This is a genomic window from Pseudoclavibacter sp. RFBG4, from assembly GCF_002931515.1.
GTDB lineage: Bacteria > Actinomycetota > Actinomycetes > Actinomycetales > Microbacteriaceae > Pseudoclavibacter.
This window is the reverse complement of record NZ_PSYC01000024.1, coordinates 220,005-244,243: the sequence shown is the minus strand read 5'-3', so window position 1 is coordinate 244,243 and position 24,239 is coordinate 220,005. Positions and strand designations below refer to the sequence as shown.

25 protein-coding genes are annotated in these 24,239 nt (G+C 67.4%); 14 read left to right on the top strand and 11 right to left on the bottom strand.

The annotated features are described in order from the left end of the window. Window positions 1–4: 4 nt before the first annotated feature. Both tal and tkt read right to left on the bottom strand, forming a co-directional pair. Complete coding sequence (tal, locus tag C5E10_RS08120; protein ID WP_104331198.1) at window positions 5–1,123, bottom strand: transaldolase; 1,119 nt, start codon at window positions 1,121–1,123, stop codon at window positions 5–7. 79 nt (window positions 1,124–1,202) lie between these two features. Then, window positions 1,203–3,293, bottom strand: a complete 2,091-nt coding sequence (gene tkt / locus C5E10_RS08115; protein ID WP_104331197.1) for a transketolase — start codon at window positions 3,291–3,293, stop codon at window positions 1,203–1,205. Between the two features lie 243 nt (window positions 3,294–3,536). Between tkt and C5E10_RS08110 the strand changes: the two genes are divergently transcribed. After that, a complete protein-coding gene (locus tag C5E10_RS08110; protein ID WP_258071044.1) occupies window positions 3,537–4,439 on the top strand; it encodes a heme o synthase in 903 nt (300 codons plus the stop codon). Between the two features lie 426 nt (window positions 4,440–4,865). On the opposite strand, the gene C5E10_RS08105 is transcribed toward C5E10_RS08110, so the two are convergent. Continuing rightward, window positions 4,866–5,831: a heme A synthase gene (locus tag C5E10_RS08105; RefSeq protein ID WP_104331195.1), complete on the bottom strand. Its 966-nt coding sequence runs from the start codon at window positions 5,829–5,831 to the stop codon at window positions 4,866–4,868. A gap of 262 nt (window positions 5,832–6,093) precedes the next feature. Between C5E10_RS08105 and sufB the strand changes: the two genes are divergently transcribed. From sufB to C5E10_RS08075, 6 genes are all read left to right on the top strand, one after another. Then, a complete protein-coding gene (gene sufB / locus C5E10_RS08100) occupies window positions 6,094–7,512 on the top strand; it encodes a Fe-S cluster assembly protein SufB (RefSeq protein WP_104331386.1) in 1,419 nt (472 codons plus the stop codon). Then, window positions 7,513–8,718, top strand: a complete 1,206-nt coding sequence (gene sufD / locus C5E10_RS08095; RefSeq protein WP_104331194.1) for a Fe-S cluster assembly protein SufD — start codon at window positions 7,513–7,515, stop codon at window positions 8,716–8,718. Then, on the top strand, window positions 8,715–9,047 hold the full coding sequence (locus C5E10_RS08090) for a non-heme iron oxygenase ferredoxin subunit (protein WP_104241207.1): 333 nt from the start codon (window positions 8,715–8,717) through the stop codon (window positions 9,045–9,047). Before sufD ends, C5E10_RS08090 begins: the two co-directional genes overlap by 4 nt. 3 nt (window positions 9,048–9,050) lie before the next feature. Next, a complete protein-coding gene (sufC, locus tag C5E10_RS08085) occupies window positions 9,051–9,815 on the top strand; it encodes a Fe-S cluster assembly ATPase SufC (protein ID WP_104331193.1) in 765 nt (254 codons plus the stop codon). A gap of 9 nt (window positions 9,816–9,824) precedes the next feature. Then, window positions 9,825–10,157 carry a metal-sulfur cluster assembly factor gene (locus C5E10_RS08080; protein WP_104241206.1) on the top strand — a complete coding sequence of 111 codons (333 nt, stop codon included), beginning with the start codon at window positions 9,825–9,827 and terminating at the stop codon, window positions 10,155–10,157. A gap of 179 nt (window positions 10,158–10,336) precedes the next feature. Further along, entirely contained in the window at window positions 10,337–11,935 is a 1,599-nt protein-coding gene (locus C5E10_RS08075) for an ABC-F family ATP-binding cassette domain-containing protein (RefSeq protein ID WP_104241205.1), read from the top strand. 96 nt (window positions 11,936–12,031) lie between these two features. Here the strand turns inward: C5E10_RS08075 and C5E10_RS08070 are convergent, their stop codons facing one another. Genes C5E10_RS08070 through C5E10_RS08060 form a run of 3 tightly spaced genes read right to left on the bottom strand, consistent with a single transcriptional unit; the run spans window position 12,032 to window position 13,432 of the window. Further along, on the bottom strand, window positions 12,032–12,886 hold the full coding sequence (locus C5E10_RS08070; RefSeq protein ID WP_104331192.1) for an SURF1 family protein: 855 nt from the start codon (window positions 12,884–12,886) through the stop codon (window positions 12,032–12,034). Continuing rightward, window positions 12,883–13,164 (bottom strand): acetone carboxylase, encoded by a 282-nt coding sequence (locus tag C5E10_RS08065; RefSeq protein WP_258071043.1) that lies wholly within the window; start codon window positions 13,162–13,164, stop codon window positions 12,883–12,885. Before C5E10_RS08065 ends, C5E10_RS08070 begins: the two co-directional genes overlap by 4 nt. Continuing rightward, window positions 13,157–13,432, bottom strand: coding sequence for a DUF3099 domain-containing protein (locus C5E10_RS08060; protein WP_146080201.1), 276 nt, complete (start codon window positions 13,430–13,432; stop codon window positions 13,157–13,159). The genes C5E10_RS08065 and C5E10_RS08060 overlap by 8 nt, the downstream gene beginning before the upstream one ends. Before the next feature lie 81 nt (window positions 13,433–13,513). On the opposite strand from C5E10_RS08060, the gene C5E10_RS08055 reads away from it, so the two are divergent. Then, window positions 13,514–14,224 (top strand): beta-ketoacyl-ACP reductase, encoded by a 711-nt coding sequence (locus C5E10_RS08055; protein WP_104306605.1) that lies wholly within the window; start codon window positions 13,514–13,516, stop codon window positions 14,222–14,224. 136 nt (window positions 14,225–14,360) lie between these two features. Here C5E10_RS08055 and serB read toward each other — a convergent pair whose 3' ends face one another. After that, a complete protein-coding gene (serB, locus tag C5E10_RS08050) occupies window positions 14,361–15,020 on the bottom strand; it encodes a phosphoserine phosphatase SerB (RefSeq protein WP_104331191.1) in 660 nt (219 codons plus the stop codon). Then, the gene (locus tag C5E10_RS08045) at window positions 15,017–16,258 is read right to left on the bottom strand and encodes a glucose-1-phosphate adenylyltransferase (RefSeq protein WP_104241200.1); all 1,242 of its coding nucleotides are present in this window, start codon (window positions 16,256–16,258) and stop codon (window positions 15,017–15,019) included. The genes serB and C5E10_RS08045 overlap by 4 nt, the downstream gene beginning before the upstream one ends. 47 nt (window positions 16,259–16,305) lie before the next feature. Here C5E10_RS08045 and glgA point away from each other — a divergent pair, with 47 nt between their 5' ends. The 3 genes from glgA (at window position 16,306) to C5E10_RS08030 (ending at window position 18,675) form a co-directional block, all read left to right on the top strand. Next, window positions 16,306–17,490, top strand: coding sequence for a glycogen synthase (glgA, locus tag C5E10_RS08040; RefSeq protein ID WP_104331384.1), 1,185 nt, complete (start codon window positions 16,306–16,308; stop codon window positions 17,488–17,490). A gap of 50 nt (window positions 17,491–17,540) precedes the next feature. Next, on the top strand, window positions 17,541–18,326 hold the full coding sequence (locus tag C5E10_RS08035; protein ID WP_104331190.1) for an ABC transporter ATP-binding protein: 786 nt from the start codon (window positions 17,541–17,543) through the stop codon (window positions 18,324–18,326). An 88-nt stretch (window positions 18,327–18,414) separates the two neighbouring features. Further along, on the top strand, window positions 18,415–18,675 hold the full coding sequence (locus C5E10_RS08030) for a type B 50S ribosomal protein L31 (RefSeq protein WP_068481959.1): 261 nt from the start codon (window positions 18,415–18,417) through the stop codon (window positions 18,673–18,675). Window positions 18,676–18,759: 84 nt separating this feature from the next. Here the strand turns inward: C5E10_RS08030 and C5E10_RS08025 are convergent, their stop codons facing one another. Next, window positions 18,760–19,455, bottom strand: a complete 696-nt coding sequence (locus C5E10_RS08025) for an exonuclease domain-containing protein (protein ID WP_104331189.1) — start codon at window positions 19,453–19,455, stop codon at window positions 18,760–18,762. A 105-nt stretch (window positions 19,456–19,560) separates the two neighbouring features. On the opposite strand from C5E10_RS08025, the gene C5E10_RS08020 reads away from it, so the two are divergent. Together C5E10_RS08020 and C5E10_RS08015 are read left to right on the top strand one after the other, a co-directional pair. Continuing rightward, window positions 19,561–20,472 (top strand): alpha/beta fold hydrolase, encoded by a 912-nt coding sequence (locus C5E10_RS08020; protein ID WP_104331188.1) that lies wholly within the window; start codon window positions 19,561–19,563, stop codon window positions 20,470–20,472. Beyond that, window positions 20,469–21,548 carry a glycosyltransferase family 1 protein gene (locus C5E10_RS08015; RefSeq protein WP_104331187.1) on the top strand — a complete coding sequence of 360 codons (1,080 nt, stop codon included), beginning with the start codon at window positions 20,469–20,471 and terminating at the stop codon, window positions 21,546–21,548. Before C5E10_RS08020 ends, C5E10_RS08015 begins: the two co-directional genes overlap by 4 nt. A 32-nt stretch (window positions 21,549–21,580) precedes the next feature. Here the strand turns inward: C5E10_RS08015 and C5E10_RS08010 are convergent, their stop codons facing one another. Next, window positions 21,581–22,456, bottom strand: a complete 876-nt coding sequence (locus C5E10_RS08010; protein ID WP_258071041.1) for a Sir2 family NAD-dependent protein deacetylase — start codon at window positions 22,454–22,456, stop codon at window positions 21,581–21,583. On the opposite strand from C5E10_RS08010, the gene C5E10_RS08005 reads away from it, so the two are divergent. Continuing rightward, entirely contained in the window at window positions 22,455–23,294 is an 840-nt protein-coding gene (locus tag C5E10_RS08005; protein WP_104331186.1) for an RNA methyltransferase, read from the top strand. The two genes, C5E10_RS08010 and C5E10_RS08005, sit on opposite strands and share 2 nt — an antisense overlap. Window positions 23,295–23,352: 58 nt before the next feature. Here the strand turns inward: C5E10_RS08005 and C5E10_RS08000 are convergent, their stop codons facing one another. Then, a complete protein-coding gene (locus C5E10_RS08000) occupies window positions 23,353–24,162 on the bottom strand; it encodes an SGNH/GDSL hydrolase family protein (protein WP_104331185.1) in 810 nt (269 codons plus the stop codon). Window positions 24,163–24,239: the final 77 nt, after the last annotated feature.

Here is a 24,239-nt window from a genome sequence, read left to right as displayed (position 1 = left end):
GGACCTACGCCTTCGCCGCTGCAGCCTGGAGCTGCGAGTCGACGGTTGCCTTGAGCTCCTGCCAGGAGACGATGAACTTGTCGACGCCCTCGGTCTCGAGCTGCTCGGTCACCTCGACGTAGCTCACGCCGATCGACTCGAGCGCGTCCAGCGTCGTGTTCGCGGCGTGCGCGGTGCCGGCAACGGTGTCACCGGTGATGACGCCGTGGTCGGCGACGGCCTCGAGGGTCTTCTCCGGCATGGTGTTGACCGTGTCGGCCGCGACGAGCTCCGTGACGTAGAGGGTGTCGGGCAGCGCGGGGTCCTTGACACCGGTGGAGGCCCAGAGCGGGCGCTGCTTGTGCGCACCTTCCTCGAGCAGGAGCTTCGCGCGCTCGCTCGAGAATTCCTCCTCGAAGGCCGCGTAGGCGAGGCGTGCGTTCGCGAGAGCCGCGAGGCTCTTGAGCGCGATCGCGTCGTCGGTGCCGATCGCCACGAGGCGCTTGTCGATCTCAGCGTCGACACGCGACACGAAGAAGGATGCGACGGAGCGGATCGTGGACAGATCGTGTCCACGCTGACGCGCCTGCTCGAGCCCGGAGAGGTACGCGTTGACGACCTCGCGGTACCGGCTCAGGCTGAAGATGAGGGTGACGTTGACGCTGATGCCCGAGGCGATGACCTCGGTGATCGCGGGCAGGCCCTCGACGGTGGCCGGGATCTTGATCATGGCGTTCTTGCGGTCGACCGTGGCCCAGAGTCGCTTGGCCTCGTCGATGGTCGCGTCGGTGTCGCGAGCGAGCTCGGGGGAGACCTCGATCGAGACGCGCCCGTCGAGTCCGTTGCTCGCCTCGTAGATCGGCAGGAAGAGGTCGCAGGCCGAGCGCACATCGTCGGTCGTGATGTCGAAGATCGCCTCATCGACGCTCGCCCCGCGGGCCTGGAGCTCGGCGACCTGCGCGTCGTATGCCTCGCCCTTGCTGAGTGCGCCGGCGAAGATCGTCGGGTTCGTGGTCACACCGACGATGCCCCGATCGGCGATGAGGCGCTCGAGGGCGCCCGACTCGAGGCTGGAGCGGGAGAGGTCGTCGAGCCAGATGCTGACGCCGGCCTCGGCGAGTGCTGCTGTTGGTGTTGAAGTCATTGCTGGTGTTCCTTCGCGTTGCTGGTGAAGAAGTGCTGGGTACCGCTGCGTGGGCGAGCGGAGTGCCGCCCGCGGACGGCTAGCGCGCGAGCGACTCGAGCGCTGCGTCGACGACGGCGTCCGCCGTGATGCCGTAGGCCTTGTAGAGCTCAGGCTGGTCAGCGGATGCGCCGAACGTCTCGATGGAGACACTGCGGCCCTTGGGGCCGACGAACTGGAGCCAGGGGAGCGCGAGGCCGGCTTCGATGCTCACGCGAGCCTCGACGGCCGACGGCAGCACGTGCTCCCGGTAGGCGTCGTCCTGCTCGGCGAACCACTCGAAGCTCGGGACGGACACGACTCGCGTCGGGTGTCCCTGAGCCTGCAGGGTCTCGCGCGCCTCGAGTGCGTACTGCACCTCGGAACCGGTGGCGAGCACGATGACCTCAGGCGATCCGCCGGCGGCCTCCGCGAGCACGTAGGCGCCGCGCTTCGTGCCAGCTGCCGAGCCGAACTCCTGCTCGTTGGCGTCGCCGGAGCCGCGCGCGATGACGGGGAGGTCCTGACGCGAGAGGATGAGGCCGGTCGGGCCGCCTCGACGGCTCACGACCTCGAGCCAGGCGGCAGCCGTCTCCGGACCGTCGGCTGGGCGCACGACCGCGAGGTTGGGGATCGCGCGGAGCGCGGTCAGCGACTCGACAGGCTGGTGCGTCGGCCCGTCGCCGCCGAGGGCGATCGAGTCGTGCGTCCAGACGAAGATCGACGGGATGTTCATGAGCGCGGCGAGACGCACCGAGGGGCGCATGTAGTCGCTGAACATGAGGAAGGTGCCGCCGAAGGCGCGCGTCTTGCCGTGCAGGGTGATCCCGTTGAGGATCGCGCCCATGGCGTGCTCGCGGATGCCGAAGTGCAGCACGCGGCCGTACGGGTTGCCCGTCCAGCTGGACGTCGAGAACTTCTCGGGGATGAACGACGCGGCCTTGCTGATGGTCGTGTTGTTCGAGCCGGCGAGGTCGGCGGAGCCACCCCACAGCTCCGGCAGGTGTGCCGCAAGCGCGTTGATCGCCTCACCGGAGGCCTTGCGGGTCGAGACCTTGGCGACGCCCGCGAAGTCGGGGAGCGCATCCGCGATGCCCTCTGGCAGCTCATCGGCCTCGAGGCGCTCGAGGAGCTGCGCGCGCTCCGGGTTGGCGCTCTTCCAGGCGTCGAAGCTCTGCTGCCACTCCGCGCGAACGGGCGCGACGCGGTCGGCGAGACCGCGGGTGTAGGCCAGCACGTCGTCGGCGACCTCGAAGCTCTGCTTCGGGTCGAACCCGACGAGGCTCTTGACGGCCTCGAGCTCGGTCTCCCCGAGCGCGGAGCCGTGGATGCCGCCCGTGTTCTGCTTGGTCGGGCTCGGCCAGCCGATGATGGTCCGGAGCACGATGATCGAGGGGCGGCCCGTCTCGGCCTGCGCCGCGAGCGTCGCGTCGTGGAGAGCCGCGAGGTCCTCGTGGTACTGCTCTCCAGCGGTCCAGTCGACCGTCTGCACGTGCCAGCCGTAGGCCTCGTAGCGCTTCGCGACATCCTCGGTGAAGGCGATGTCGGTGTCGTCCTCGATGGAGATCTGGTTCGCGTCGTAGAACACGATGAGGTTGCCGAGCTCCTGGTGCCCGGCAAGCGAGGATGCCTCGCTCGTGACACCTTCCTGGAGGTCGCCGTCGCTGGCGATGACGTAGACACGGTGATCGAACGGGCTCTCGCCGAGCGCCGTCTCTGGGTCGAACAGGCCGCGCTCGAAGCGCTGCGCGTAAGCGAACCCGACGGCGGACGCGAGTCCCTGGCCGAGCGGGCCGGTCGTCATCTCGACGTGGTCGGTGTGCCCGAACTCGGGGTGCCCAGGCGTCTTCGAGCCGAACTGGCGAAGCTGCTTGAGGTCATCGAGCTCGAGGCCGAAGCCGCCCAGGTAGAGCTGGCAGTACTGCGTCAGCGAGGAGTGCCCTGCGGACAGGATGAAGCGGTCTCGACCGATCCAGTGCGGGTCCTTCGGGTCTACCCGCATCACGTGCTGGTAGAGCAGCGTCGCGAGCGGAGCAAGGCTCATCGCCGTGCCGGGGTGTCCACCCTTCGCCTTCTCAACTGCGTCTGCCGCCAAGATCCTTGCTGTGTCGACTGCACGTCGATCGAGCTCGGACCACTCAAAATTCGTCACACTGCGTCCCGTCGTCGTTGGGAAAGGGCCGCCTCACAGCTTATCGCCACGACGGGTCCGCGCGGGGGGAACGTCGTTCAGTTCCCGGTCATGTTTCTCCGTGCGACGAGCCTCACAGCGCTTTCAGCCGGGTGTGAGGCTGGCCGCACCCAGGAAACGGGACGGCTTCTGGGCAAGAGCAGATAGAATTGCCAGCAGATTTCGAGCGAAGAGGAATTGGTGGCTTTGTCTGTCGATGAACTAGTGGCCGTGGCACCCCCGGAGCGGAAGCCTTTCGGGCGCAAGGTACGGGCCTACGTGGCGCTGACGAAACCTCGAATCATCGAGCTGCTCCTCATCACGACGGTCCCGACGATGTTCCTGGCCCACGGTGGCATCCCGAACCTGTGGCTCGTCCTCGGTGTGGTCCTCGGTGGAGCGATGTCCGCAGGCAGCGCGAGCGCCTTCAACTGCTACATCGACCGCGACATCGACCGCCTGATGAAGCGCACCGCGAAGCGTCCGCTCGTCACGGGCGAGCTCACCGACCGGGAGGCTCTCGTCTTCTCGTTCGCCCTCGGCATCCTGTCGATCGTCGTGCTGTGGCTCGTCGCGAACCCGCTGACTGCAGCGCTCTCGCTCGGCGCAATCCTGCTCTACGTCGTCTTCTACACGATCGTGCTCAAGCGCCGCACGGAGCAGAACATCATCTGGGGTGGCGTGGCCGGCTGCATGCCCGTCCTCATCGGCTGGGCTGGTGTCACCAACTCGCTCAGCTGGACGCCGTTCGTGCTCTTCGCGATCATCTTCCTGTGGACTCCGGCCCATTACTGGCCGCTCTCGGTCAAGTACCGGGATGACTACGCCAAGGCGAGCGTGCCGATGCTGTCCGTCACGGAGGGCGAGCTCTCGGTCTCGCTGCAGACCGTCCTCTACGCGTGGGCCACCGTCATCTGCTCGCTCCTGCTCGTGCCGGTCGCGGGGATGGGATGGCTCTACACCTCGGTCGCGCTCCTGTCCGGTGGCTGGTTCCTCTACGAGGCTCACGTGCTCTACTACCGCACGATCACCGGCAAGGGCGGGAAGCCCATGAAGGTCTTCCACCTCTCGATCACCTACCTGACCCTCGTCTTCGTGGCGGTCGGTATCGACCCGCTGATCTCCTAGAGCACGGCTGACCGCGAGGTCGACACCCGGATCGCTCGTGACAGCGTGCGATCGCGCAGGAAGCTGCCACGGCGAGCAGGCCGGGTTCTCGCGGTGGTCGCACGCCGTGGTGAACCAGACCAGTTCCACCAGGCACTCGGCTTGGAGTCTTCCCGTCGCCGGCGGGAACTGCTCGCCCTCGCTCCTCATCCAACGAGGCTCGCCCTCAACCCACCCCTCTTCGGGCAACTGCGCCTCCCCGCCCTACCGCCCATCATCCGCACGCCCAAAGCGGAGTTGTGGTCGTGAAGACCCGCTCCAAGCAACCACAACTCAGCTCTCGGCGCCCGCGAGTGGCGCGGCGCGGCGCGGCGCGGAGGCCTGGCGGCATAGGAAGCGGCCCCGGCGAGCAGTGCTCGCCGGGGCCGCTTCATCAGCCGATCATGATCAGACGCGCGCCGGGCGTCCTTCGCGACGGATGGTGGCGACGGCCGTCGTGGCGACGGCGATGGTCGTGACCGAGAGCACCATGTGGACGATGACGAGCGTGATGGGAAGTCCGGTGCGCGCCTGCCAAATGCCGACGCCCGCCTGAGCCACGATCAGGCACAGCAGGCCGATCGAGACTCGCCGCGTCGCCGCGAAGCCCCGAACCGAGGCGACCACGACGAAGATGAGCGAGCAGGCGAGCAGGATGTAGGCCGGCCAAGAGTGCACGTGCTGCATGATGACCGGATCGAGGCCGTTCCGCGAGGCGGCCGAGTCTCCGGCGTGGGGCCCAGAGCCAGTCGTGAGTGCGCCGACGAAGACCGTCACCCAAACCCAAACGTTGACGACGAGGCTGATCGTGAGCACGAGGCCGGCCCGGCTGACATCGAGTCTGGTCCCCACCTCGGGGACGGGCTCGCCGCTTCGCACGCGGAACAGCAGCACCGCCGCGATGGCGCAGATGAGGCCGGAGATGAGGAAGTGGAGGCCGACGATGTCGGGGTTGAGTCCCGTGAGCACCGTGATGCCGCCCACGATCGCCTGCACGATGATGAGGAGACCGATCGAGAACGCGGGGACGGCGAGGCGCATGCCGCGGGGGCGCACGCGCAGCACGGCGAGGAACAGCAGCAGGGCGATGATGCAGAGGATGCCCGTCAGCAGGCGGTTGCCGAACTCGATGACGCCGTGGATGCCCATCTCGGGCGTGTTGATGAGCGACCCGTCCGTGCAGTACGGCCAGGTCGGGCAGCCGAGGCCGGAGCCGGTGAGTCGCACGAGTCCGCCCGTGCCGACGATGGCGATGTTCGCGATCAGGCTCGCCCACGCCAGGAAGCGCGTGTACCGCGTGATGCTGGTCGGCAGCAATCGCGCGCGGAGGTCATCCGCTCGTGAGGGACGGACGGGAGCGACTTGCGCGGTCACGAGTTCCTTTCAGACGCCTGGCATGTCTGGCGTAGGATAGAAGTTGTTGTCTTCGCTCGGGACGTGCGCCCGAATCGCGGCGCAGGGAACAATGGAGGCCCCTCGCGGGTTCCATTCTACGAGAGGTAGACGCACGCCGTCTGCCGGAGCGACCGCGGGCCCACCGGCCGAAGACCCCACATGCGAGACGATCGACGGCGACAGGCCCCAGAAGCAGCCGCGTGTGGAGAACGACTTCAGAGATGAGAGAGACGAGGCAGACATGTCAGATGTCCTGATCGATCGCCCAGAACTCGAGGGCCTCGGCCGCTACGAGTTCGGCTGGTCCGACTCCGATGTTGCGGGATCGTCCGCGAAGCGAGGCATCAGCGATGCCGTCGTCGCCGACATCTCGCGATTGAAAGACGAACCCGAATGGATGCTGAAGACGCGTCTCAAGGGCTACAAGATGTTCGAGCGCAAGCCGATGCCGAACTGGGGAGCTGACCTCTCCGGCATCGACTTCGACAACATCAAGTACTTCGTGCGCTCGACGGAGAAGCAGGCCCAGACCTGGGAGGACCTCCCGGACGACATCAAGAACACGTACGAGAAGCTCGGCATCCCGGACGCAGAGCGCCAGCGCCTCGTCGCGGGCGTCGCCGCACAGTACGAGTCCGAGGTCGTGTACCACCAGATCAACGAGGAACTCGAGAAGCAGGGTGTCATCTTCATGGACACCGACACGGCGCTTCGCGAGCACCCGGAGTTCTTCGAGGAGTACTTCGGCACCGTGATCCCCTCTGGCGACAACAAGTTCGCCGCGCTCAACACCGCCGTGTGGTCGGGTGGCTCCTTCGTGTACGTCCCCAAGGGCGTCCACGTCGAGATCCCGCTGCAGGCCTACTTCCGCATCAACACGGAGAACATGGGCCAGTTCGAGCGGACGCTCATCATCGCCGACGAGGGCAGCTACGTGCACTACATCGAGGGCTGCACGGCTCCGATCTACAAGTCGGACTCGCTGCACTCCGCGGTCGTCGAGATCATCGTCAAGAAGAACGCGCGAGTTCGCTACACGACCATCCAGAACTGGTCGAACAACGTCTACAACCTCGTCACGAAGCGCGCGATCGCTGAAGAGGGCGCCACCATGGAGTGGGTCGACGGCAACATCGGGTCCAAGGTCACGATGAAGTACCCGTCGATCTACCTCGTCGGCGAGCACGCCAAGGGCGAGACCATGTCCGTCGCGTTCGCAGGCCCTGGCCAGCACCAGGATGCCGGCGCGAAGATGATCCACATGGCGCCGTACACGCAGTCGTCGATCACGTCGAAGTCCATCGCGAGGGGCGGGGGTCGAGCCGGCTACCGCGGCGAGGTGCGCATCGATGCGAAGGCGCACCATTCCTCGAACAGCGTCGTCTGCGACGCGCTGCTCGTCGACACGCAATCGCGCTCCGACACGTACCCAGCGATCGACATCCGCGTCGACGACGTGCAGCTCGGCCACGAGGCGACGGTCACGAAGGTGTCCGAGGAGCAGCTGTTCTACCTCATGAGCCGCGGCCTCCCCGAGACCGAGGCGATGGCCATGATCGTGCGCGGCTTCATCGAGCCCATCGCGCGCGAGCTGCCGATGGAGTACGCGCTGGAACTCAACAAGCTCATCGAGATGAGCATGGAAGGATCGGTCGGCTAGATGACGACGCAGGTGACGAGCGAGCAGATCAACCCGCTCGGTCTCAACAAGCACAGCCACGGGCCTGGGTCCGAGGTACCGGTGCAGACGAGGTCGGAGCGGTTCACCTCCTTCGACTTCGCCGACTTCGCGCCGCTGAGCGGTCGCGAGATCGAGTGGAAGTACACCCCCGTCGCGAAGCTCGATGGCCTCATCAACGGCGAGCTCACGGGCTCCCGTTCCGAGCTCGAGTTCTCGGAGACCGAGGGCGTCGAAGTCAGCTGGATCCCTCGCTCGGATGCGCGGATCGGATCCGCGGGCAAGCCGGAGGACCGTGCTTCGGCGAACGCCTGGTCGAACTTCGAGGAGGCGCTGCTCGTCGAGGTCTCCGGTGAAGACGACAAGCAGTTCGTCCTGGACCGCAAGGGCTTCGGCGGCGCCGCCGTCGCGGCCCACGTCGTGATCGATGTCAAGCCGCACGCCAGGGGCCTCATCATCCTGCGCCACACCGGCGCGGCGACGGTCGCGGAGAACGTGGAGATCCTCGTCGGAGACGGGGCGAACGTCACGATCGTCTCCATGCAGGAGTGGGAGGACTCGGCGCAGCACCTCTCGACGCACTTCCTGTCGGTCGGGCGCGACGCCTTCATCAAGCACATCGTGGTCTCGCTCGGCGGCGGCATCGTCCGCCTCAACCCGACGCTGCAGCTCAACGCGCAGGGCGCTGACGGCGAACTGTACGGCCTCTACTACTCGGACGCGGGCCAGCACCTCGAGCACCAGGTGTTCGTCGACCACAACGCGCCGCACACGCGCAGCCGCGTCAACTACAAGGGCGCACTGCAGGGCGAAGGCGCGCGTGCCGTGTGGATCGGAGATGTCCTCATCCGCCGGAACGCACCCGGCACCGACTCCTACGAGCAGAACCGCAACCTCGTCCTCTCCGAGGGCACACGCGCCGACTCGGTCCCGAACCTCGAGATCGAGACGGGCGACATCGAGGGCGCAGGCCACGCTTCGGCAACCGGACGCTTCGACGACGAGCAGCTCTTCTACCTGATGAGCCGTGGCGTCTCCGAAGCCATGAGCCGCCGCCTCGTGGTCCACGGCTTCCTCAACGAGATCGTCCAGCAGATCGGCAACGAGGAGATCGCCACCCACCTGCGGGATGCGCTCGAACGCGAGCTCAATGAGGGCGCAAGCCCCCTGCTCGTCGCCGAGCGATGACCTCGGTGCGTCTCTGCGCGGCAGATGACGTGAAGGTCGAGTCGCCGCAGCGCTTCGAGATCGAGGGCCAGGCCATCTGCCTGGTCCGGGACTCGGCCGGTGAGCTCTTCGCTCTCGGCGACCGGTGCTCGCACGGAGACATCTCGCTCGCCGAGGGCTTCGTGGAGGATGACTCGATCGAGTGCTGGGCGCACGGCTCCCAGTTCTCGCTCAGGACCGGCTGGCCACGCACCCTCCCCGCCTACGAACCAGTGCCCGTGTACCGCATCCAGGTGCAAGCGGGCGACATCTACATCGACCCCACTCCAATCTTCGAGGAGAAGAGCTAGCACATGTCCACGCTGCAGATATCCGACCTCCACGTCACGGTCGAGACCGACCAGGGCACCAAGGAAATCCTCCGCGGTGTCGACCTGACGATCAACAAGGGCGAGATCCACGCCATCATGGGGCCGAACGGCTCCGGCAAGTCGACCCTCGCCTACACGATCGCGGGCCACCCCAAGTACCAGGTGACCAGCGGCTCGATCACGCTCGACGGCGAGGATGTCCTCGAGATGTCCGTCGACGAGCGCGCCAAGGCTGGCCTCTTCCTCGCGATGCAGTACCCGGTGGAGATCCCCGGCGTGACGGTTGCGAACTTCCTGCGTACCGCCAAGACCGCGGTCGCCGGCGAGGCTCCGCCCCTGCGCCCATGGCTGAAGGAGGTCAAGGCCTCCATGGCGGCGCTCCGCATGGACCCGGTGTTCTCCGAGCGCAACGTCAACGAGGGCTTCTCCGGTGGAGAGAAGAAGCGCAACGAGATCCTCCAGCTCGAGCTCCTCAAGCCCAAGTTCGCCGTGCTCGACGAGACCGACTCTGGCCTCGACGTGGACGCGCTCCGCATCGTGTCGGAGGGTGTCAACCGCGTCAAGGAGAACACCGGCCTCGGTGTGCTGCTCATCACGCACTACACGCGCATCCTGCGCTACATCAAGCCTGACTTCGTGCACGTCTTCGTCGCGGGCAAGGTCGCCGACCAGGGCGGACCCGAGCTCGCCGATCGCCTGGAGAACGAGGGCTACGACCGCTACCTCGCTCAGCAGGTCGAGGCGTAGGATCTCGCCATGGCACTGACGACACTCGAAGCGACACGCTACGACGAGATCGAGGAAGCGCTCAAGGAGGTCGTTGACCCGGAGCTCGGCGTCAACATCGTCGACCTCGGGCTCATCTACGACCTGAACTGGGACGACGACTCCGACGCGCTCGTGATCTCGATGACGCTCACCTCAGCGGGCTGCCCGCTGACCGACGTCATCGAGTCCGAGACCGCCGAGGCACTCGAGGGGGCTGTCGAGCGCTTCGTCATCAACTGGGTCTGGATGCCGCCGTGGGGTCCTGAGAAGATCACGGACGACGGCCGCGACATGATGCGCGCGCTCGGGTTCAACATCTAGCTCGGTCCCGCAGTGAAGAGCCCCGCCCCGGCGGGGCTCTTTCGCGCCTCGTCTAGACTGGGCAGGTTGTCGGCTATGGGGCCAGGCTCGGTTCACGCCGCGACCTGGCCCCGCACCGTTTCCCGACAGACCACACGACTTACCCCGAACGCTCGCACTTCACCGAATGGAATCACTTCTTGCTCGCCGTACATGACCTCGAAATCACCATGGGTGCCCGCACCCTCATGTCGGGAGTCGACTTTCGTGTTGCCGCTGGCGACAAGATCGGCCTCGTCGGCCGCAACGGCGCGGGCAAGACGACCCTGACGAAGATCCTCGCCGGCGACACGCTCCCGACCGCCGGTCGGATCGAGCGCCGCGGCGAGATCGGCTACCTGCCGCAGGACCCGCGAAGCGGCGACCCCACGCAGACGGCCCGTACCCGCATCCTGGACGCCCGTGGGCTCGGCGAGCTGCGTCTCGGCATCGACGAGGCGACCATGGCGATGGCTGAGGGCACCCCTGCCGAGCAGGAGTCCGCAATGAAGAAGTACTCGCGCCTCGACGACCGCTTCCTGGCGCTCGGTGGCTACGCCGCAGAAGCCGAGGCGGCGGCCATCGCCAGCAACCTCAAGCTGCCTGACCGGATCCTCGACCAGGAGCTGCAGACGCTCTCCGGAGGACAGCGCCGACGCATCGAGCTCGCCCGCATCCTCTTCTCTGGTGCCGAGACCATGCTGCTCGATGAGCCCACGAACCACCTCGACATCGACTCCGTCATCTGGCTGCGCGAGTTCCTCAAGGGGTACGCGGGCGGACTCATCGTGATCTCCCACGACGTGGAGCTCGTGGGGGACACCGTCAACCGGGTGTTCTACCTCGACGCGAACCGCCAGGTCATCGACGTCTACAACATGGGCTGGAAGCACTACCTCCGCCAGCGCGAGGCCGACCAGGAGCGCCGCAAGAAGGAGCGCGCGAACATCGAGAAGAAGGCCTCCGTCCTGCAGCAGCAGGCCGCGAAGTTCGGCGCCAAGGCGACGAAGGCGACAGCGGCGCATCAGATGGCGAGGCGCGCCGAGAAGATGCTGTCGGGTCTCGAGGAGGTCCGGGTCGCGGATCGCGTCGCGAAGCTGCGCTTCCCGACACCCGCGGCCTGTGGCAAGACGCCGCTCCGCGCATCCAACCTCTCGAAGTCGTACGGCTCGCTCGAGATCTTCACCGCGGTCGACCTCGCGATCGACCGCGGATCGCGTGTTGTCATCCTCGGCCTCAACGGTGCAGGCAAGACGACGCTGCTGCGCATGCTCGCCGGCGTCGACGAGCCCGACACCGGAGCGCTCGAGCCCGGCCACGGCCTCAAGATCGGCTACTACGCGCAGGAGCACGAGACCCTCGACGTCGCGCGCAGCGTGCTGCAGAACATGGTCAGCGTTTCCAGCCACCTCACCGAGACCGAGGCACGCAAGGTGCTCGGCTCGTTCCTGTTCTCCGGCGACGACGTGCACAAGCCGGCCGGTGTGCTCTCCGGCGGTGAGAAGACCCGCCTCGCTCTTGCGATGCTGGTCGTCTCGAGCGCCAACGTGCTCCTGCTCGACGAGCCCACGAACAACCTCGACCCGCTCAGCCGCGAGCAGATCCTCGACGCGCTCGCGCACTACGAAGGCTCAGTCGTGCTGGTCAGCCACGATGAGGGGGCCGTCGAGGCGCTCAACCCCGAGCGCGTGCTCATCATGCCGGATGGTGTGGAAGACCACTGGACGCCCGACTACTTCGACCTCATCACGATGAACTAGGCGGGGTGCCGCAGCAGCAGGGCCACTCGCTGCAAAGAAGAGCGCATGCGCCCGGCTGGGGGCATGCGCTCTTCGTGTCTGCGGATGCTTCGGCGATCAGCCGCCGGCGCGATCGAGGATCTCGTCCTCGATCTCGGCGTCGGTCTTGCGGCGTCGTCCAGCGCGCTCGCGCTCGCGCGAGATGGCCTCACGCACCTTCGGGTCGTCAGGGTTGCGGTCGCGGTACTCGGCCCGCAGGCCGAAGATGAGTCCGAGGAGCGCGATGATGGCGAAGATGATCCACTGGAACGCGTATGAGAGGTGGTTGCCCTCGCTCAGCGCGGGCTTCGTCGTCAGCGCCCCCGTCTCCGCGCTGGGCCGCTCCGCCGAGAGGAGCCCGTACGCGCCCGTGTAGACGCGGTCGGTGCCGAGCTCGTCGGCGAACTGCGGCAGGTGGATGGTGGCGATCTGTCCAGCAGGCGCTGTCCGTCCGGGGATCTCGGGTTCGCCGGGCTTGAGGCGAGCGACGATCGTCGCCTCGCCCTCGGGGGCAGCGGGGATGTGGTCTGGGGAGTCCTGTGCATCACCCGTCGGAATCCAGCCGCGGTTGACGATGAACACCCGCCCGTCGTCGGTCTCGAACGGCGTGAGGATCTCGAATCCCGGCAGCCCGTTGTGCGGCCGCGACCTCGCGAGCAGCTGCTCGTCGGTGAGGTACCGGCCCTGCAGGAGCACGGGAGTCCACTCCTGATCGATCGAGAAATCGTCGAGCGCCGGGAGCTCGGTCTCGATGGGAACCGGCTCCCGGTCGAAGTTGCCGGTGATCCGCGCGTTCTCGGAGACCCGCTCGTCGCGCCGCTCGAACTGCCAATGGCTCAGGAAGCCGCAGGCGATCGCGAAGACGATCAGCAGGCCGAGGTAGCCGAGCCAGCGCTTCGAGAAGGCGAAGCGCCAGCGACGCTCGCCGCTCACGCGCGCCCGTCCACATCGTCGTCGAGGCGCCCGGTCGAGATGGCCGTGGCCGTCACAGGGAAGTCACGCTGGCGGAGGAAGTCTGCGAGGTAGCCGGCGTGCTCGTCGCAGGCGAGCCAGATCTTGCGACGCGCCTCGTCGTGGATACGCGGATTCCGCCACACGATCCGGGTCGTCGCGTCGGAGCCGCACCCAGCCCGCGAGCATCGCGGCTCGGCTTCCGCGGCATCGAGCCCGCCGCTCTGGAGTGCGCCGAGCAGGTCGAATCCCTCACGCATCCGGCTTGCCCCGTCGCTGCAGGAAGCTCGGCCGTTCCACCTTCCGCGTGCGCCGCTGCGTGGCAGCGTTCGCGATGACGACGGCGAAATAGGGGAGGAAGATCGCTCCGGCCGCGAAGACGAACATCCACGGTCCGCGCACCCAGATGAGCGCGACGAAGCAGGCCACCCTGATGAGCATCATGATGGTGTACTTCCTCATGCGGGCGGCGCGCTCGTCGTACTCGCTGTCGCCCATGGAGGTGACGTTCGTGGTGTGTGATCGCACGGTGGCAGGTGCTCCTCTCGGCGATCTGCTCAGCTTACTCCTCGCCCCTAGACTGGAGCGAACCGTCTCAAAGGGAGCAGCATGACCCAAAGAACCGTCCTCGTCACGGGAGGAAACCGCGGCATCGGCTACGCCATCGCCGCACACTTCGTCAGCCTGGGCCACCGCGTCGCGGTGACCTCGCGCTCGGGGGAGGGCGGCCCTGAGGGCGCTCTCACCGTTCGGGCGGACGTCACCGACGCTGCGAGCGTCGACGCGGCCTTCAAGGCTGTGGAGGAGCAGCTCGGGGCCGTCGAGGTGCTCATCGCGAACGCCGGCATCACGAAGGACAACCTCTTGCTCCGCATGTCGGAGGACGACTTCCAGCAGGTCATCGACACGAACCTGACCGGCGTCTTCCGCGTCCTCAAGCGCTCCTCGAAGGGGATGCTCAAGGCTCGCTTCGGCCGGGTCGTCTTCATCTCGAGCGTCGTCGGGCTGTTCGGCTCGCCCGGACAGATCAACTACTCGTCCGCGAAGGCCGGCCTCGTCGGCATGGCCCGCTCCCTCACCCGCGAGCTCGGCTCGCGGGGCATCACCGCGAACGTCATCGCCCCGGGGTTCATCGAGACCGAGATGACGGCGGTGCTTCCCGAGGAGACCAAGAAGGAATACCTGTCTCAGATCCCGGCGGCCCGCTACGGAAGCGTCGACGAGATCGCCAAGACCGCCGCCTGGCTCGCGAGCGATGACGCCGGGTACATCTCAGGCGCCGTCATCCCGGTCGATGGCGGCCTCGGCATGGGGCACTAGCAGCACGCCGTCGTCCTGACACAGAGAGACCCACGCGCAGAGCGGGCCGAGCGGATTCGAATCCGCTCGGCCCGCTCGTGCTCGGAGGCCTCTGCACTCGGAGGCCTCTGCACTCGGTTGTCACCCAGTTCGGTCGTCAGCCCTCGAGGCCAAGGGCTGCGAGCACCTGCCGCATGTCGCGATCGGGGAGGCTGACGTGCGCCTGCTCCCGGACAACCGGCTTCGCGTCGAACGCGATCGACAGGCCGGCCACCGACATCATGCCGAGATCGTTGGCGCCGTCGCCGATCGCGACCGTGCGGGACGGGTCGATGCCGAGCTCGTGAGCCCACTCGAGCAGCGTCTCGCGCTTCGCCTCGCTCCCGATGATGGGCCCGGAGACCCTGCCTGTGAGCTTGCCGTCGACGACCTCGAAGCGGTTCGCGCGCCAGCGGTCGAGCCCGAGCCGCTCGGCGAGCTCATCGAGGATCTCGTGGAAGCCTCCCGACACGGCCGCGATGGACCCGCCGGCCGCGTGCACGCCGTCGATGAGCTCTGGGACGCCGTTCGTGACGACGACCCGATCCACCACCGAGGCGACATCCGTCGAGGAGACGCCCTCGAGGAGCGCAACGCGATGGCGCAGGCTCTCCTCGAAGTTCAGCTCACCCGCCATCGCTCGCTCGGTGACCCTGGCGACCTCAGCGGTGACCCCGGCGTAGTCGGCGATCAGCTCGATGACCTCGTCTTCGATGAGGGTCGAGTCGACGTCGAGGACGACGAGGAAGGGGGACCGGGGGGACGTGCCCGAGGTCACGGCTCGACGATCCCGAACTTCTCCACGACCGTGAGGCCAGAGTCGGTGACCGTGAAGCCGCGCCGGAGGTCGTGCTCGCGGTCGACGCCGACTGAGGCGCCCTCCTTGACGATAACGTTCTTGTCCAGGATCGCGCGACGCACGACAGCACCAGCCTGCACGTTGACTCGGTCGAAGAGGATGGAGTCGACGACTGCGGCCCCGGATTCGACGTTGTCCCATGGGCCGAGCACGCTCCGCTCGATGTGCGCCCCGGAGATGACCGAGCCGAGCGAGATGATCGAGTCGATCATCGTGCCCGTGGATCCACGACTGTCCCGCACGAACTTGGCCGGGGGAGAGTTCAGCTGCTGCGCGAAGATCGGCCACTTCTCGTTGTAGAGGTTGAAGATCGGCAGCGTGGAGATGAGGTCCATGTGAGCGTCGTAGAACGAGTCGATCGTTCCGACGTCGCGCCAGTAGTCGCGATCGCGTTCCGTCGACCCTGGGACAATGTTGTCCTTGAGATCGTAGACCCCGCAGTCGCCCTGATCGACGAAGCTCGGGATGATGTCTCCACCCATGTCGTGCTTGGAGTCCTCGAGCGTCGAGTCGCGGATGACGGCTTCGACCAGCTTGTCGGCCGTGAAGACGTAGTTCCCCATCGAGGCGAGGATCTCGCCCGGGCTGTCCGGCAGTCCCTGAGCGTCTTCCGGCTTCTCGAGGAACTCGCGGATCAGGGTCCGGTCGTCCGGGTCGACGTCGATCACGCCGAACTGGTCCGAGAGCGAGATCGGCTGGCGGATCGCGGCGACCGTCGCGCTGCGCCCGGAGGCGATGTGCGCCTCGATCATCTGGGAGAAGTCCATGCGGTAGACGTGGTCCGCGCCGACGACGACCACGATGTCCGGGGACTCGTCGTTGATGAGGTTCAGGCTCTGCCGGATGGCATCTGCCGATCCGGAGAACCACCGCTTGCCGAGTCGCTGCTGCGCTGGCACGGAGGCGACGTAGGAGTTGAGCATCGCGGGGAGACGCCACGTGTGCGACACGTGCCGGTCGAGAGAGTGGGACTTGTACTGCGTCAGGACGACGATCTTGTGGAGCCCGGAATTCACCAGGTTCGAAAGCGCGAAGTCGATGAGTCGATACTGGCCTGCGAAGGGCACAGCGGGCTTTGCCCGGTCTGCGGTGAGCGGCATGAGCCGCTTCCCCTCACCACCAGCGAGAACGATGCCGAACACCTTTGCCTGTGACATGACTCGAGCTTAGGGGTTCCCAGCCCCGCTGTACTACCGTGGAGCCCGTGAGAGTTGATCTGGTAACACGCGAGTATCCACCGGCCGTCTACGGCGGGGCTGGAGTCCACGTCACCGAGCTCGTCAAGGCGATGAGACGCGACATCGACGTCAACGTCCGCTGCTTCGGAGAGGCGCGCGACGAGCAGCAGACCTATGCGTACAACACGCCCCCTGCCCTCCGCTCCGCGAACCCGGCTCTCGGCTTCCTCGGCACCGACCTCGAGATCGCGAACGACATCGGGGGTGCCGACCTCGTGCACTCGCACACGTGGTACGCGAACGCCGCGGGCCACGTCGCGAAGCTGCTGCACGGCATCCCGCACGTCATCACGGCGCACAGCCTCGAGCCGCTGCGCCCCTGGAAGGCAGAGCAGCTCGGAGGCGGCTACCGCCTCTCCAGCTGGATCGAGCAGGTCTCCTACGAGCATGCCGACCGCATCATCGCCGTGAGCCACGGGATGCGCGCCGACATCCTCCGCGCCTACCCGAACCTCGACCCGGAGAAGGTCGAGGTCGTCTACAACGGCATCGACCTCGAGACCTGGCAGCGCGTCGAGGACCCCGAGGCAGCACGTGCCCTCGGCATCGACCCCGACCGCCCCGCTGTCGTCTTCGTCGGCCGCATCACTCGGCAGAAGGGTCTCCCGTACTTCCTGCGCGCTGTGCGCGAGCTGCCACCTGAGGTGCAGGTCATCCTGTGCGCCGGCGCCCCCGACACCCCCGAGATCGAGGCGGAGGTCGCAGGTCTCGTCGAGCAGCTGCAGACCGAGCGTGATGGCGTCCTCTGGCTCGCGCGCCACCTCAGCAAGCGCGAGATCATGACCGCGCTCTCGGCATCGACGGTCTTCGCGTGCCCCTCGATCTACGAGCCGCTCGGCATCGTGAACCTCGAGGCCATGGCCTGCGGCACGGCCGTGGTCGGCACGGCGACCGGCGGCATCCCCGAGGTCGTCGACGACGGGGTGACCGGACGCCTCGTGCCGATCGAGCAGGCAACCGACGGCACGGGAACCCCGCTCGACCCCGACAAGTTCGTCGCCGACCTCGCGCGAGTGCTCACCGAGGTCGTCAGCGACCCCGAGACGGCCGCTCGCTACGGCAAGGCGGGGCGCGAGCGCGCGGAGCGCGAGTTCACCTGGCGCCGCATCAGCGACGAGACGATCTCCATCTACGAGCAGCTCGTTGGCTGACGCGGTGCGCCGCCGAAGCCAGCGCGCGAGCCGCGTCTAGGCTGGGGCATATGGCAACGGTTCTCGAATTTAACGACGCTACGGTCGTTCGCAACGGTCGTCCGATCCTCGACCATGTCACCTGGTCCGTCGATGAGACGCAGCGCTGGGCGGTGCTCGGCCCGAACGGCGCCGGCAAGTCGACGCTCCTCTCGCTCGCCTCGGCGACGCAGCACCCCACGTCGGGAGAGGTCGACGTGCTCGGAGAGCGCCTCGGCCGGACCAACGTCTTCGACCTTCGCCCTCGCATCGGCGTTGCGTCGAGCGCGATGGCGAGGCGCATCCCCGACGACGAGCGAGTCATCGATGTCGCGCTGACGGCCTCCTACGCGGTCACGGGCCGCTGGAACGAGGCCTACGAGGAGATCGACGAGCGCCGCGCGCAGCGTGTCCTCGAGGAATGGAACCTCGGTGAGTTCGCTGAGCGCGACTTCGGCACCCTCAGCGACGGCGAGCAGAAGCGAACGCTCATCGCGCGGGCGATCATGACCGACCCCGAGCTGCTCCTCCTTGACGAGCCGAGCGCGTCCCTCGATCTCGGAGCTCGTGAGAATCTCCTCGTTGCGCTCTCGAGCTTCGCGCAGAACGAGTTCGCGCCCGCGATCGTCATGGTCACGCACCACGTCGAGGAGATCCCCGTGGGCATCACCCACGTGCTCCTGCTCCGCGAGGGCAAGGTCGTCGCCGCTGGCCCGATCGCCGATGTGCTCACGAGCTCGAACCTCGAGACGACCTTCGGGCTTCCCCTCCACGTCACCAACGCCCAGGGCCGGTACGCCGCCCGCGCGTCGAACTGACACCCACGGGCTCCTATCTGCTAAAGTTGTCCTTTGGCTCAGGACCCGTGGTCCGATTCTGCTCACCAAACTCGTTGAAGGAACCCTTATGAAGGCTGACGTCCACCCCACCTACAACACGGTGGTGTTCAACGACCTCGCATCGGGGGAGAAGTTCCTCACCCGTTCCACGGTCTCGAGCGCCAAGACGATCGAATGGGAAGACGGCAACACGTACCCAGTCATCGACGTCGAGATCTCCAGCGCATCGCACCCGTTCTACACGGGCAAGCAGCGCATCATGGACTCCGCAGGTCGTGTTGAGAAGTTCAAGAACCGCTACGCCAAGTTCGGCGGCGGCAGCAAGTAGTTCATTGCTCCACGAAAGGGCGGCACCGTTTCGGTGCCGCCCTTTCGTGCGTCTGCTGGGAGCCTCACCGAGGCCCACCGCCGGTCAGGGAGCGCTGCGTACCGGCCAAGCGCCGTCGGCGGTGAAGTCCGGGTCTCGATTGGCGCGCATGTACGCCTCGAAGTCCCTGGCCTGGTCTGCCGCCCACGTGACCTGCTTCGTATGCAGCTCCTGGAGCGGCAGGCCGAGTTCCGCGGGATACTTGGCCGCCAGCGCGAGCGCAAGCTGGCCCGCAGCGACGGCGTCGTCACCCGCGGAGTGCGCGTCGATCAGTTCCACGCCATAGAAGAGGGCGGTGTCTGTGAGCGTGCGCTTGCCCTTGCGGTACTTGTCGAGCGCCCGGTCGATGACGAGCGGGTCGACGACCTGCTCGGCGAAGACGACCTGCTCCAGGCCGTGCCGCGCGCATTCCCGAGCGAACAGGGTGAGGTCGTACGGCGCGTTGTAGATGACCAGCGGAACACGGTGCCGGGCGATCCAGTCGAGCGCGGCCCGAAGCTCCCCGACGACCTCGCCTGCCGGCCGCCCCTCGGACTGGGCGATCTCCGTGGTGATGCCGTGCACGGCCGCCGCGCGCTCGGGGATGGGGACGCCCGGGTCCGCCAGCCAATCCGTGCCGCGCTCGATCGTGCCATCCCCGTCGATGAGCCCGACGAACGCCGTCACGATCCGGTCGTTCTCGACGTCGATGCCGGTCGTCTCGAGATCGAACACCGCGATCCGCTTCGTCCACTCGGTCATTGCTTCCTCATCCCGCCTCGGCGTCCTCTTCCAGGCACTTCCACCGCGCATCGCACGGGAGCGCCTGAGCACGGCTTCCCGCCCTGCTCGGTACACTCTTGCACGATGCCTTCCTCCGCTCTTGCAGCCACTCCCGAGTCCCCGTCGCTCGCCCGCACAGCGCGTATCCTGGGCTCCGAATGCGCCTGGTGGGAGATCGGCCCAGCGGCCGGCGACGCCCGCGCGTCGGTCGTACTGGTCCACGGCTTCCGCGGCACCCACCACGGGCTCCTCCCCGTCGTGGAACGGCTCCCGGACGTTCGCTTCCTCGCGCCCGATCTGCCGGGTTTCGGAGAGTCGCAGCCGCTCGGAAGCGGACACACGCTCGACGACTACTCGACCTGGCTCGAGGCATTCCTCCAGCAGGTCGACCCGAACGGGACCGCCATCGTCCTCGGCCATTCGTTCGGCTCGCTCGTGATCTCCCGGCGCCCCGCCGCGATCGGCGATCGACGCCTCGTGCTCGTCAACCCCATCGCCGCGCCCGCCCTGGAAGGCCAGCAGGCGATCCTCACGAAGCTCGCGATCTTCTACTACTGGCTCGGCTCCAAGCTGCCAGAACCGGCGGGCAGGGTGCTGCTCTCGCATCCGCTCATCACGCGCGTCATGAGCGAGGTGATGGCCAAGACCACCTCCAAGCCGCTCCGAGCTTGGATCCACGCCGAGCATGAACGGCACTTCTCGGACTTCTCCGACCGGGACACGCTCCTCGCCGCGTTCCGTGCATCCGTCTCCGACTCGGTGCTCGCACATGCACACGAACTGCCAGCGTCTACGGCGCTCATCGCAGGTGCGCTCGACGACATCGCGCCGCTCGAAGCCCAGCTCGAACTCGCAGGGCTCGCCGAGCTGCCGCTGCACGTGATCGCTGGCACGGGACACCTCGTGCACTACGAGACGCCGATCGCAGCCGCCCGACTGCTCTCCGAGTTCATCGACGAGAACTCCACACCCGACGACTCGGAGCGCAGCCGGTGAAGCTGCTCTTCGACTGCAGGTACGTTCGGATCGACCGGCACGACGGCATCTCGCGGTACTCGGCTGAGCTCGTGCGTGCGCTCTCCGAACTGCACCCGGTCACCATGCTCATCTCCGACGAACGACAGCTGCCAATGCTGCCGGACCTTCCGCACGCGCTCATCAGCGCGCCGACATCGCCAGCGGAGCCGTTCGTCGCTCGCCAGATCAATGCGCTGCGCCCCGACGTCGTCGTGAGCCCGATGCAGACGATGGGCTCGCTCGGGCGGCGCTACGGGCTCATCCTCACGATCCACGACCTCATCTACTACGAGCACCCGAAGCCCCCGCAGTTCCTCCCCTGGTACGTGCGCGCGCTGTGGCGGGTCTACCACCTGTCCTTCTGGCCTCAGCGGCTCCTCCTCACCGGTGCTGACCAGGTCGCGGTGGTCTCGGCGACGACCCGGAAGCTGCTCGAGTCCAAGAAGCTCACCCGCCGCCCCATCCCGCTCGTGCCCAACGCGCCAGATCCCGCGTTCGCCGCGCCTGCGAGGTCCGAGCCGCCGAGCGAGCCGAACCTGGTATACATGGGCTCCTTCATGCCGTACAAGAACGTCGAGACGCTGGCGCGCGCCATGCGCGACCTGCCTGGCTGGCGACTGCACCTCTGCTCGAGGGCGGATGCGCGCACCCTGGCGGCGCTCGAGGATCTCGCCCCCGCGGGTTCGATCGTCGCTCACCAGGGCGTGAGCGACGAGGAGTACCGCGCGCTCCTCGGCAACGCCACCGCCCTCGTGACCGCGTCGAAGAGCGAGGGCTTCGGGCTGCCGCTCGTGGAAGCCATGTCCGCAGGCACACCCATTCTCGTGAGCGACACCCCGATCTTCCGCGAGGTCGGGGGAGCCGCAGCCGGGTACTTCCCGGCCGATGACGCGGCGCTGCTCGCGACGAAGGCGAGGCAGCTCGACGGCAGCACGCAGGCGTGGGCCGCCGCCTCAGCTGCTGGCGTGGCGAGGGCCGCCGAGTACGCGTGGGAGCGATCCGCCGCCTCTCTGCTCAGTGCCTGCCAAGAGGTGGCAGAGCAGCGACAGCGCTGACGGCTTCTGCCGGCCCCGAGGTCTGGGTCGGCCTAGGAATCCGACGTGAGCCGGGCCGCGAGGTCGGCGAGCGACTCGGAGGTGCCTCCGTCGACGTAGACGAAGGCCAGGTGCTCGATCGCGGCTCCGCCGCGGTTGAACAGCACGACCGGCTTCCCAGCTGCCACGGCGCGATGCACGAGCCTGCGTCCCGTGTTGACGACGAGCGATGTGCCGGCGACCAGGAGCGCGTCGGACTCGTCGACGAGGTTGCGGGCACGCTCGGCGACCTCGGAACGAACGACGTCACCGAACATCACGACGTCCGGTTGCAGGATGCCCCCGCAGACCGGGCAGCTCGGGAGCTCTTCGATCTCCGCGCCGCTCGCCTCAGCGTCACCGTCTGGGCGGCTGCTCGCGTCGGCCGCCAGCTCGGCGATGCCGGGGGAGGACTCGAGGATGTCGGCGAGGAGCGAAGCTCGTGAGACCTCGTGGCCGCACTGCGTGCAGCTCGCGGTGCGCATGCTGCCGTGGAGCTCGACGACGTTGCGGCTGCCTGCGCGGAGGTGGAGGCCATCGACGTTCTGCGTGGCGACCCCCGTCGCGGCGCCGTGTCGTTCGAGCTCGGCGAGTGCCAGGTGGCCCGCGTTGGGCTCTGCTCCGGAGAACCGCGCCGCACCGAGCGCAGCACCGGCCCAGTAGCGCCTGCGCGTCGCCTCGTCGGACATGAACTGCTGGATCGTCATGGGCGAGATCCGCGGCGCCTTGCCGTCCCCGCGGTAGTCGGGGATACCCGAATCCGTCGAGAGCCCGGCTCCCGTGAGCACCGCGAACGCCCGATCCGCCAGCACATCCGCGGCACGTGCAAGACCCTCCGCTCGCGACCGCTCCGCCATGGCACCGCCCGCTTCTGACAGGATTGCCTCCATGCGCCTGACCCCTCTCCAGTCGACCGATTGGCCACGTGCGGCCCCATCCGTCCGTTCACTCGAACAGTCTGGACTCGACGACTATTCCCGCCTGACCGACGTGGCCCTCCGCCGTCGCCTCGAGCCGGAAGGGGGCCTGTACCTCGCCGAGTCGCCGAAGGTCATCGAGCGGGCGCTGCGGGCCGGCCACACGCCCCGTTCCCTGCTGCTCATGGAGCAGTGGCTCCCGACCGTCGAGCCGCTGCTCGAGGCGTTCCCCGACGTGCCCGTGTACGTCGGTTCCAGCGAGCAGCTCGAGCAGCTCACCGGCTTCCGCATGCACCGGGGAGCCCTGGCCTCGATGCACCGGCCCCCGCTGCTCGATCCCGCGGACCTGCTTGCCACGGCGAAGACCGTCGTCGTGCTCGAGGATCTCGTCGATCACACGAACGTCGGCGCGGTGTTCCGGGCCGCTGCCGGTCTCGGGGCCGACGCGGTGCTCGTCACCCAGGAATGCGCCGATCCCCTCTACCGGCGCAGTGTGCGCGTCAGCATGGGCACCGTCTTCCAGGTGCCGTGGACCCGCCTGCCGGTGTGGCGGGAGGCAGCCACGCTGTTCGCCGACGCCGGCTTCGACGTCGCAGCGCTCGCCCTCGACGATGACGCGGTATCGCTCCGCGACTACGCCTCGAACCGGCCTGAGCGCGTCGCGATCCTGCTCGGCACGGAAGGGGACGGCCTGAGTCGCGGGGCCCTCAGCGCTGCGACGACGACCGTCACGATTCCGATGCTCCACGGCGTCGACTCGCTCAACGTCGCTGCGGCGAGTGCCGTCGCGCTCTACGCGCTCACCGGATAGGGCCCTCCGCGCTCACCTCAGAGAGCTCAAGGCGCGCACCGGATCAGGCTTTCCGCGTTCATCGGAGAGGGGAGTCGACGTCGGTGCCGAAGGAGAAGGGCTCGGCGAACGGACGCTTCGCGATCACGTTGTCACCCGATGACTCGTTCCTGAGGCGCCGCAGCACCCACGGAACGAGGTGCTGTCTCGCCCACACCATGTCCTGCGCGCGGGCCTCGCGCCACCGGGAGGGGCGGGCCGGTGCAGGCTGCATCGCCACGAGCTCGTTCTCGACGTTCAAGGCGGCGAGCACCATGCGAGCTACCTCGTGGTGCCCGTAGGCGTTGAGGTGCAGGCGGTCGCTGACCCACATGCTGGGGCGCTGGATGGAGCGAAGCGCCCACTGATCGGCGACGATGCAGTCGTGGTACTCGGCGATCCCGCGGATGTGCTCGTTGTAGATGGCGATCTTGCCGCGCATCGAGGAGAACACCGGCGCGAACTTCGTGTCCACCCCGGTGAACACCACGACGGTGGCACCGCTGGCACGCAGCGAGCCGACGAGGCGCGAGAACCGGGCGGCGATCGCGTCCGGGTCGGCTCCGGGACGGATGATGTCGTTCCCACCGGCGGAGACCGTCACGAGGTCGGGCTTCAGCTCGAGCGCCGGCCCGAGCTGCTCCTCCGCGATCTGATCCAGCAGTCGGCCGCGGATGGCCAGGTTCGCGTAGGCGAAGTCGGAGCGATGCGCGGCGAGTTCCTCTGCCACACGATCGGCCCATCCGCGGAGACCACCGGGAGCGGTCGGCTCCGGGTCGCCGACGCCCTCGGTGAAGGAATCGCCGATCGCCACGTAGCGGCTCCAGGGTATGAGTTCGGGTTCTGACATCTCGCCGTTTCTCTCCTCGATCGGAACTGAAGACTAGACCGTCGCAGACGCTGACGTGGTCATCGAGGTCGAAGCCG

Coding starts and splice junctions, on each gene's coding strand:
- tal (WP_104331198.1), bottom strand. CDS start 1,123: ATGACTTCAACACCAACAGCAGCACTCGCCGAGGCCGGCGTCAGCATC.
- sufB (WP_104331386.1), top strand. CDS start 6,094: ATGTCAGATGTCCTGATCGATCGCCCAGAACTCGAGGGCCTCGGCCGC.
- sufD (WP_104331194.1), top strand. CDS start 7,513: ATGACGACGCAGGTGACGAGCGAGCAGATCAACCCGCTCGGTCTCAAC.
- C5E10_RS08090 (WP_104241207.1), top strand. CDS start 8,715: ATGACCTCGGTGCGTCTCTGCGCGGCAGATGACGTGAAGGTCGAGTCG.
- sufC (WP_104331193.1), top strand. CDS start 9,051: ATGTCCACGCTGCAGATATCCGACCTCCACGTCACGGTCGAGACCGAC.
- C5E10_RS08080 (WP_104241206.1), top strand. CDS start 9,825: ATGGCACTGACGACACTCGAAGCGACACGCTACGACGAGATCGAGGAA.
- C5E10_RS08065 (WP_258071043.1), bottom strand. CDS start 13,164: ATGCGTGAGGGATTCGACCTGCTCGGCGCACTCCAGAGCGGCGGGCTC.
- C5E10_RS08055 (WP_104306605.1), top strand. CDS start 13,514: ATGACCCAAAGAACCGTCCTCGTCACGGGAGGAAACCGCGGCATCGGC.
- C5E10_RS08045 (WP_104241200.1), bottom strand. CDS start 16,258: ATGTCACAGGCAAAGGTGTTCGGCATCGTTCTCGCTGGTGGTGAGGGG.
- C5E10_RS08035 (WP_104331190.1), top strand. CDS start 17,541: ATGGCAACGGTTCTCGAATTTAACGACGCTACGGTCGTTCGCAACGGT.
- C5E10_RS08030 (WP_068481959.1), top strand. CDS start 18,415: ATGAAGGCTGACGTCCACCCCACCTACAACACGGTGGTGTTCAACGAC.
- C5E10_RS08025 (WP_104331189.1), bottom strand. CDS start 19,455: ATGACCGAGTGGACGAAGCGGATCGCGGTGTTCGATCTCGAGACGACC.
- C5E10_RS08020 (WP_104331188.1), top strand. CDS start 19,561: ATGCCTTCCTCCGCTCTTGCAGCCACTCCCGAGTCCCCGTCGCTCGCC.
- C5E10_RS08005 (WP_104331186.1), top strand. CDS start 22,455: ATGCGCCTGACCCCTCTCCAGTCGACCGATTGGCCACGTGCGGCCCCA.
- C5E10_RS08010 (WP_258071041.1), bottom strand. CDS start 22,456: ATGGAGGCAATCCTGTCAGAAGCGGGCGGTGCCATGGCGGAGCGGTCG.
- C5E10_RS08000 (WP_104331185.1), bottom strand. CDS start 24,162: ATGTCAGAACCCGAACTCATACCCTGGAGCCGCTACGTGGCGATCGGC.